Below are 8,893 nucleotides of genomic sequence, written 5' to 3'. Positions count from 1 at the left end.
AGAGTCTTGGACTCGGTTTAAGTAATGTTGAGTTATGAAACTCAACGGTATGTTCTAATCCGTAGAGGCGCTGCGCTTAACTCTACGGACAGGGTAGAGCTGGCAACTTTGGACAACTAGACTTCTGACTTTCGGACCTCGGACTTTCGGACTAAAGACTACAGACTCAAGACTATTTCTAGGCTTTCCCCAAAATATTACCTACATTTGCGCCATCATTAGGGGTGCCTTGTTTCTAAAACACGAAAACAGGCTGAGATCATACCCATTTTAAAGGTGAAAAGCATATGGTATAGGACAAAGGGTAAAACCGGATCCATAAACCACCAAGCTTCAAACCTTTAAATGCACCTGATCCGGGTAATGCCGGCGTAGGGATTGGAGTTATGGAAGTTTAACTAAAATCGGGAGTACCCCTATTTCCGATCGTTTAACGAAAAGCAAAATCAGTGAAAAAATTATTGTCTGCAGTATTTGCTGCAATGTTGCCATTCTTCGCTTTGGCACAAATAACCGTTACCGGAAAAGTTACCGATAGCCAGGGCGCTCTTGTGGGGGCTAATGTCAAAATTAAGGGCCGCAGCATCATGACTCAAACCAATGCCAGCGGAACTTATACACTGGCTAACTTAAATAATGGCACATACACCATCGTGGTAAGTTATGTGGGTTATAAAACCGCAGAAAAAACGGTAACACTTAATCAAGACACAGAAATTAATTTCGGCCTTACCGCACAAAATTTCCTTCAAGATCAGGTTATTGTAAGGGCTACCCGTGCCAATGAGAAATCGGCCACTACTTATAAAAATATAAGCAAAGAGGAGATCGAGAAAAACAACTTCGGACAAGACCTGCCTTTTATTTTGCAGAATACCCCGGGTGTGGTGGTTAACTCTGATGCCGGTGCAGGCGTAGGTTATACCGGTATACGCATCCGCGGAAGCGATAATAGCCGCATAAATGTAACCGTCAACGGTATTCCAATTAACGATAGCGAAAGTCAGGGTACATTTTACGTGAATATGCCCGATTTTGCTTCTTCAGTAGACAATATTCAGATTCAACGTGGCGTAGGTACATCTACCAATGGTGCCGGCGCATTTGGCGGAAGTCTAAATATTCAAACAACAGCAAGTGAAACTGAGCCTTATGCCGAAATCAACAATACCTACGGTAGCTTCGACACCTGGAAAAACACCATAAAAGTAGGAACAGGATTAATCAATAACCGTTTCAGTTTTGACGGTCGACTATCGAGAATCAGCTCTGATGGTTATGTTGATCGTGGGGCCTCCCTCCTAAAATCGTTTTTTGTATCTGGTGCATACCATGGCAACAAAGATTTATTGCGTGTAAATGTATTTTCTGGTGCTGAAAAAACCTATCAATCCTGGAACGGTATTCCTGAATCTCGTTTAACCAATGATTTGGCTGGGATGAATGCTTATATTGCAAGAAACGAGCTTGGTCAGGCAGATGCCGAAAATCTCTTAAGTTCTGGCAGAAGATACAACAGCTTTACCTACGAAAACCAAACAGATAATTACTGGCAAGATCATTACCAGTTAATCTATGCCCGTCAGCTTTCAGAAAAATTCACGTTCAATGGGGCCTTACATTATACTAAAGGCAAGGGCTATTACGAGGAATATCGTGTAGCTAACGATTTAAGTGATTATGGCCTTAATCCAGTTGTAGTGGGCGGAACAACCATTGAAAGTACAGATTTGATCAGAAGAAGATGGTTAGACAATGATTTTTATGGCGCAACTTATGCTTTTAACTACCAACCGAACAAAAAATTTAATTTCACACTTGGTGGTGGATACAATGAATATAAAGGGGCGCATTTCGGTCAAGTTATTTGGGCGCAATATGCATCAAATGGGAATAATGATCGCCATTACTATGATAACGACGGTTTTAAAACAGACTTCAATATTTATGGAAAAGCAAACTATAGCCCAACAGAATCTTTAAGTTTATTTGCCGATCTTCAATACCGCAGGGTTTATTATACCATTGATGGAACAGAGAATAAGTTAAATACTTTAGGAATTGTAGACAAACTAAATTTCTTTAATCCTAAAGTTGGCGCAACTTATTTCATCAACTCAGAGAGCAATATTTATGGTTCATTTAGTGTAGCCAACAAAGAACCTAACCGCGATGATTATGTTGATGCAGCTGCTGGTGCTTTCCCGAAACACGAACACCTGAACGATGTTGAATTAGGTTACCGCTTCAAAAACAGTAAACTTAATGTGGGTACAAACTTATACGGCATGTTCTACAAAAACCAGTTAGTGGTTACAGGAAAAATCAATGATGTAGGTGGCAATTTCCGTCAGAATGTAGATAAAAGCTATCGCTTAGGTATCGAACTGGATGGTTCTTACAGCATCAACAAACAATTTACCCTCAATGCCAATGCTGCTTTCAGTCGCAACAAGATCAAGAATTTCACAGAATACTACGACGATTACGATAATGGCGGGCAGGTTATAAATCAATATGAATTAACCGACATTTCTTACTCACCTAATGCTGTTCTTTTTGGCGAACTGGCCTATAACCCAATTAAAGGTTTTGCCATAGCCTTACAAAGCAAATATGTAAGCAAACAATATTTGGATAATACTCAAAATAACGACAGAACCATTAACGGTTACTGGGTAAGCAATGCGCGCCTGGGCTACGACTTTAAATTTGCCGGTGTTAAAAACATCAATTTAGGCTTACTGGTTAATAACCTGTTTGATAAACGTTATGAAAGCAATGGTTATACTTATGGCTATCAGTTAGGAGGAAGCAGAACAACAGAGAACTTCTTTTACCCACAAGCAGGAACCAACTTCTTGTTGAGCCTGAATGCGAAATTTTAATTTTTTTTGCCACGGAAACACGGATTTACACGGAAACTCTTTTTACTTCCGCGCCTTCTGTGCTTCTGTGGCAACTAATTTTACCAGCTACCCAAACACACAATAACGCAGCATCCTTTACAATAAAAGATTGAACCATATAAGCCATATAAGAAATTATAAGGCGTAACTGTACTAGGAAGCATATTCCTCCTCCTAATTTTTTTCCATGTCTTCTGTGCTTCCGTGGCAACAAATTTTACCAACTACCCAAACACACAATAACGCAGCATCCTTTACAATAAAAGATTGAACCATATAAGCCATATAAGAAATTATAAGGCGCTACTGTATTAGGAAGCATATTCCTCCTCCTAATTTCTTTCCGTGTCTTCCGTGCTTCCGTGGCAACAAATTTTACCAAGCCCTGAAATATCAAGCAACCTAACCTGAATATCTTTGTTAAGTTTGCAACACATGAAATACATAGAAAAACTCCAGTATATCACACATGACCATGCCAGCATTAGCCACATTGATCAGGTACAATGGGCCTGCGAGGCCGGGGCAAAATGGATTCAATACAGATGTTTGAGCAAAACTGATGAACAACTTTTAGCCGATATTAATGCCATCGCCGAAATCTGCGACGATTGGGGAACGACATTAATTGTTACCAACCATACACACCTACATGGCATGGCCGATATCCAAGGGTTTCACGTGGAAAACATGGATGCTGACTTGCTTTCATTACGTTTGCAGTTGGGAAATGATGTAACCTTGGGTGGCTCGGCAAATGATCTAGCTGGAATTATTCGTTTAACTGAGGCGGGAGCAGATTACGTAGGGTTAGGTCCGTTTGATGTTACCACCACCAAGCCCAACGATTATCCAGTATTGGGTATTGAAGGATATCAAAAGGCGATGCTCGAATTAAAAAAAATAGACAACAATATTCCGGTTTTAGCTGTTGGCGGTATAAAATTAGGAAACGTAGAAGACTTGATGCAAACAGGAATTTATGGTATTGCTGTTTCAGGAGCGATTTATAACGCCGATGATTTCATTGGAGCCTATCAGGATTTTTACGATGCTGTAAAAAGATAGCTTATATTTTACCTCCTGTTGTTTTTACCTACAGTCTTTTTGCCCCTATTTTTTTTATCTTCGTCCTTATGTCTTCACACCACATTGTAAAAGAAAAACAAGAACCAGCCTTATATATAGATGAGCTGGGAAATTTTAATGAGGAGCTGTTGGGCCAACTTCTAGAATGGAGCCCTACCCTTTTAGTTAATGGCGAAAACTATGACAAAATTCTTTCCCTAGGCTTAAAGGTTGATGTTTTGGTTAACGGAAACACAGCTGAAACACAAGAAAACACTAAAGTTATCCAGGGGCCGGTTGATTCGCTCATGGTTGCGGTTAACTATCTTTTCGAAGAAAAGTATCCTGCAGTAAATGTAATTACAGATAAGTTTGATTTAGAAAAATTTGCAGGTTTTTCAGATAAAATCAACATGGTTGTGTTTACCGACAGAGCAAAATATTACACTATAAAATCTGGCTTCTCAGTTTGGAAACCCTCAGGAAGTGAATTTAACATTTTAGGAAACTCCTACCTGGAAGTGACGAATCTGATGCAGAATGAAGATGGAATTTTCAACGTTGTGAATGATGGCTTTATCGAGTTTACCTTTTCCGGAGCCCCGATATTTATAAGCGAACCGATATGATTACCCTGAGAAAGGCCAAGGAAGAAGACATTGAGTTGATTCAGGCTATTGCAGAAGCTACCTGGCCCTCAACTTACCTGGATATTATCGGCCAGCAGCAGATTGATTATATGTTGGAGAAAATGTATAACAGAGGTGAGCTACTGCGCCAGCTAATGGAAGGTCATATCTTCTTAATTGCAGAAGAAGATGAAGAACAATACGGGTTTGCCGGGTATTCCATAATCGATCATGAAAACAGAATTTATAAACTCCATAAATTGTATGTTTTACCAAGTGCCCACGGAAAAGGTGCCGGAAAAATCTTAATTAATGAGGTTTTCAACCAAATTAAAGATGCCGGTGCCACTGCCCTGCAACTAAACGTAAACAAACACAATAAAGCCAAAGATTTTTACCTGAAAGCTGGGTTTAACATCAAAGAATCTGTCGCATTAGATATTGGTGGTGGCTATATTATGGATGATTATGTAATGGAATACCTGTTTTAGTTAGTGCGCGCTGAATCAAACTGAATTCATCCCTTTTTTATTTCCATTAATATAATAAAAAACCACCCCTCCTGCACACAATTCCTATATACCCCCTCCTTGAAAAAAGAAGGGGAGAGCCTTTCCGGCGGTGAGGAAAACAGAAACTACTAGGTCGTAGCGAGACGCTACAACTAGAGATTACCTTTTGAGTCTCCTCAAATCCGCATTAAGATCCCCTCCTGCGAGGGAATGACGATCGTTCTTAAAAAACTTTCCTTGCGAAGCCGGGTTGAGCGAGATTGATCCGCACAATGCTAATTCCCGTTCAAACACAACTGCTCTTTCCCAAGCACGCCCTCCGGCCTAGCAGCATTTCGCAGGATAGGACAGTCGAATGCTTGCTGTTTCAAACATTATGTATTGTCCAAGGGAATAAGCAGCGAGGGTGAGCAATAGTGCACAAAGGCCTAAGCCTCTTATTCTCGCAATAAGCATTCGGATGATCCTAGCCAAGAAAGGATGCAAGCCTTGGGTTTTGGGTACCTTTTTGCCAAGAAAAAGGTACGAGCCTTTCCGGCGGTGAGGAAAACAGAAACCACGAGGTCGTAGTGAGACGCTACCAATGCTATTATGTTAAGTAAAATGGTGTCCTGTCTGAGCTTCCCGATGTGCAATCGGGACAAGCCGTCGAAGACCTTCTTAATAAGTCGAAAACTAAAATGAATTGCCTTCAACAGGCTCAGGATGACAACATATTTTAGTTTTCTCCTTAACTTAATAGCATTGGAGGCGCTACAACTAGAAAAGCTTTACTCCTACGAGGGAATGACAACCATCCTAACCTCAAAAAAAAAGCCCTCGTTTATCATCAAACGAGGGCTTCCTATTTCATATGCTAAGTTATTTCTTTTCCAACTTTGGTATTCTGGTTGGTGTATCCGTACCATTTACAATGGTTATTGCACTTTTTGCAATAGCCTTAATGGTTGATAATATATTTTCAACATCCAATGAACTGTATTCATCCTTAACAGAATGATACAATTTATCGATATCTATTTTATCGGTACTGATCGTGTGTGCCGGAACACCCAGTGCTGCGAGTGTGGCATTATCGCTTCTGTAAAATAAGTTTTGCTCCGGATATGGATCAGGATGGAAGGTAAAAGCTGTTCCTTGTAAGTTTTTCTGTAAAATCTTACCGAAATCTGAACGCTCAAAACCTGTGATGAAAGCCGTATTCTTTCCAAACTTCGAATCTTTACCAATCATTTCAATATTGAACATGGCTACTACATCATCTGGGTTTAACTTCTCAGAAAAGTATTTAGCACCAAATCCACCAATTTCTTCGGCCGTGAAGGCCACAAAAATCAATGTACGTTCGTTATTCTTTGATGCTTTATAATATTTAGCCAAAGCGATCATCGCTGTAGTACCTGATGCATCATCATCCGCTCCATTAGCGATACTATCGCCTTCTACAGGTTTAAGAAAGCCTAAATGGTCATAATGGCCAGAAAAAATAACCATTTCCTTGGCCTTTGATTTACCTGGAATAACGCCCGCTACGTTAAAAAGAGGCATTTTATTTACTTTATTTTTAACTACCACTTCGTAATTTGTTGCAGCATCTGCACCTAAAACAAATACCTGAACTGCCGAAGGGCCTGAAACATCCTTTTCATCCAGCGTTGCCGGGCGATCAAAATAGCCTTTGTAACGATTAAACAAATCAGCAAACTTAGGATCTACCAATACCAATTGGTTTTTCTTACTTTCAACTGCCGCTCGTAGTTGTGCAACAAAAGGCTTTTCCGGATCCAGCTTCACTACACTGAGTGTAGACTGATTAAGCTTCACCTCTTCTCCGTTAGCTCCTGAAACAAGTATATTTTCGGCAGCAATATCTTTACCATCAAGCTTAACAGAGGTACTTAATCTGGTAACTTGATATTTATAAAAAGTCTGGCGGAAGGTTTTCTCTCCTGGCAAGGGCTGAAGTCCGATCTTTTTAAATTCCGACTCAATAAAAGTTGCGGCCTTATCAATACCTGGGGTAAATGTTGCGCGGCCCTGCATGTCGTCGCTACTTAGGGTCTTAATTAAATGATCTGTGTATTCCCGGGTTATTATTTTATCAATTTGCTGAGCCTTTAACTGTAAACTGGCTAGTCCCACTAAGGTGAATAGAAAAACTTTCTTCATTATATAATGCGTTGTTAAATTTATATGGCCAAGATGCGAATTTTATTGCTTTGTTAGATGCGGTAAATAGATACTTGTCTTAAAACTAGCTATCCCAATCATGACGTTCAAGATCTCTGTAGGCCTTGCCTTTAATTATTTCTTTCTTTTTAGAAGATTCTGAATCTACTCTCGTCTCGTGAATATTATCTGCCACTTCTAAATGAAAATCCTTATCCTTCTTAGATTGATAGATGGCTACTTCATCTCCATCAGCCGTTGCATAGTCATAAGGGCCTCTGGCACTCATCAACTTCACAAAAACAGGTAAACATTCAAAGAAGATAAAGAGCAAGCCTATAAAAGTAACTGCCAATGCCGTATTATTATCTCTGGTACCATCGGCATTAAACTTCAGTTGCCCCAGGGCCCAGTTACGATCAGCAAAACCTGCAATATTGGCCAAACTATCCAATTGCTTTGCGGTATAAAGCTTTTCAGTGAAGAGTCCATCAAACTGTTTACGCTGATCAACAAAAGATTCAGATTTATTTATATTGGCTTTCAGGCTATCCAATTCTGCCTCGCGTTGCTTAATCTCAGCCTCCTTCCTTTTAGCATAAGGACCATAGCCCATCACGCCAGAAGTTTCAGTAGTCTTATTCCCGAAAATCTCGAAGTTTAGTTTTTGACGATCCGATTTAATTCCTTTTTCAAGCGAGTCTCTCGTTGCCTTCTGTTGGTTAAGCCGCCCAAATTCTACCTGATACTTTTTTTCAAAAGCTTTGTTCAGGGTATCAATTTTTGAACGCTGACCATTTAGGTAGCTTACCTTTAAACGTTCCTTAATTTCCTTATCGAAGATTTTTAGCTCTATAGGCCTTGAAATTACAATACCGATCATAATGGCCAGTAAAATACGTGGCGTGGCTTGTAAAAGCTGTTTATTGGTGGTTGCGCTCTTGTTTATACTCGAAACAATATAGCGGTCCATGTTGAAAATTGCAGCTCCCCATAGAAAACCAAAAACTATCGCAAAAATTACGGCTAAATCATCTCCCTTAAAAACAAAATACATGGCATAACCGCCAGATAGTGCAGCGAAAAGGCCAGTAAAGAAGATCGTGGCACCAATTCCTGTATATTTATTCTGTTCGCTTGGGTACTTTTCTAACGTGGGAATATGAGCGCCAGAGCAAAACCAAAAGAAACGGTTCAATTTGTCCATTTTATTCGTTTATCATTAAACGCCTAAGGATGAATTATGTTACAGATTTTTGGCAAAAAGTTTAATGCGCTGTAGGTTAGGCTAAAAGCTGAAAGACTGAAGAAGCTATTTCCCTGTCTTGATACTTGATACTAGGATCTTGATACTTACTGCAGTAGTTAGTATTTAGTCGTTAGTATTTAGACATTATGCCTAACCTGCATCCGATCTTTACTCTTTGTTCCTTTTAGTCCGAAAGTCTGAGGTCAAGAAGTCAGAAGTCTAGTTGCCCAAAGTTGTCAGTCCTGAAAGCCTAACTGCATCCAGTCTTTACTCCTTGTTCCTTGCTTCTTGTTCCTTCAACACAGTTAAGCAATTAAACAGTTCATTAGTCCGAAAGTCTGAGGTCCGGAAGTCAGA

Annotated in this window: 6 protein-coding genes; 4 read left to right on the top strand and 2 right to left on the bottom strand. The window is 39.9% G+C overall.

Annotated elements, in window-relative coordinates; genetic code table 11:
* Positions 1–449: 449 nt before the first annotated feature.
* From BMX11_RS01285 to BMX11_RS01270, 4 genes are all read left to right on the top strand, one after another.
* On the top strand, positions 450–2,888 hold the full coding sequence (locus tag BMX11_RS01285; protein ID WP_317040094.1) for a TonB-dependent receptor: 2,439 nt from the start codon (positions 450–452) through the stop codon (positions 2,886–2,888).
* A gap of 456 nt (positions 2,889–3,344) precedes the next feature.
* Positions 3,345–3,977, top strand: a complete 633-nt coding sequence (locus BMX11_RS01280; RefSeq protein ID WP_090880147.1) for a thiamine phosphate synthase — start codon at positions 3,345–3,347, stop codon at positions 3,975–3,977.
* Between the two features lie 68 nt (positions 3,978–4,045).
* Positions 4,046–4,606 carry a thiamine pyrophosphokinase gene (locus tag BMX11_RS01275; RefSeq protein WP_090880144.1) on the top strand — a complete coding sequence of 187 codons (561 nt, stop codon included), beginning with the start codon at positions 4,046–4,048 and terminating at the stop codon, positions 4,604–4,606.
* The gene (locus BMX11_RS01270) at positions 4,603–5,097 is read left to right on the top strand and encodes a GNAT family N-acetyltransferase (RefSeq protein WP_090880141.1); all 495 of its coding nucleotides are present in this window, start codon (positions 4,603–4,605) and stop codon (positions 5,095–5,097) included. The genes BMX11_RS01275 and BMX11_RS01270 overlap by 4 nt, the downstream gene beginning before the upstream one ends.
* A gap of 882 nt (positions 5,098–5,979) precedes the next feature.
* Here the strand turns inward: BMX11_RS01270 and BMX11_RS01265 are convergent.
* Both BMX11_RS01265 and BMX11_RS01260 read right to left on the bottom strand, forming a co-directional pair.
* Positions 5,980–7,287, bottom strand: coding sequence for a M20/M25/M40 family metallo-hydrolase (locus BMX11_RS01265; RefSeq protein ID WP_090880138.1), 1,308 nt, complete (start codon positions 7,285–7,287; stop codon positions 5,980–5,982).
* A gap of 85 nt (positions 7,288–7,372) precedes the next feature.
* Positions 7,373–8,494: a DUF4407 domain-containing protein gene (locus tag BMX11_RS01260; RefSeq protein WP_090880135.1), complete on the bottom strand. Its 1,122-nt coding sequence runs from the start codon at positions 8,492–8,494 to the stop codon at positions 7,373–7,375.
* Positions 8,495–8,893: the final 399 nt, after the last annotated feature.

Source organism: Pedobacter rhizosphaerae, assembly GCF_900111155.1.
Classification (GTDB): Bacteria; Bacteroidota; Bacteroidia; order Sphingobacteriales; family Sphingobacteriaceae; genus Pedobacter; species Pedobacter rhizosphaerae.
The sequence above is the reverse complement of the archived record's forward strand: the minus strand, read 5'-3'. Positions and strand labels throughout refer to the sequence as shown.

What these genes read in the sequence shown, in the direction of transcription:
- BMX11_RS01280 (WP_090880147.1), top strand. Translation starts at nt 3,345, where the DNA reads ATGAAATACATAGAAAAACTCCAGTATATCACACATGACCATGCCAGC.
- BMX11_RS01275 (WP_090880144.1), top strand. Translation starts at nt 4,046, where the DNA reads ATGTCTTCACACCACATTGTAAAAGAAAAACAAGAACCAGCCTTATAT.
- BMX11_RS01270 (WP_090880141.1), top strand. Translation starts at nt 4,603, where the DNA reads ATGATTACCCTGAGAAAGGCCAAGGAAGAAGACATTGAGTTGATTCAG.
- BMX11_RS01265 (WP_090880138.1), bottom strand. Translation starts at nt 7,287, where the DNA reads ATGAAGAAAGTTTTTCTATTCACCTTAGTGGGACTAGCCAGTTTACAG.
- BMX11_RS01260 (WP_090880135.1), bottom strand. Translation starts at nt 8,494, where the DNA reads ATGGACAAATTGAACCGTTTCTTTTGGTTTTGCTCTGGCGCTCATATT.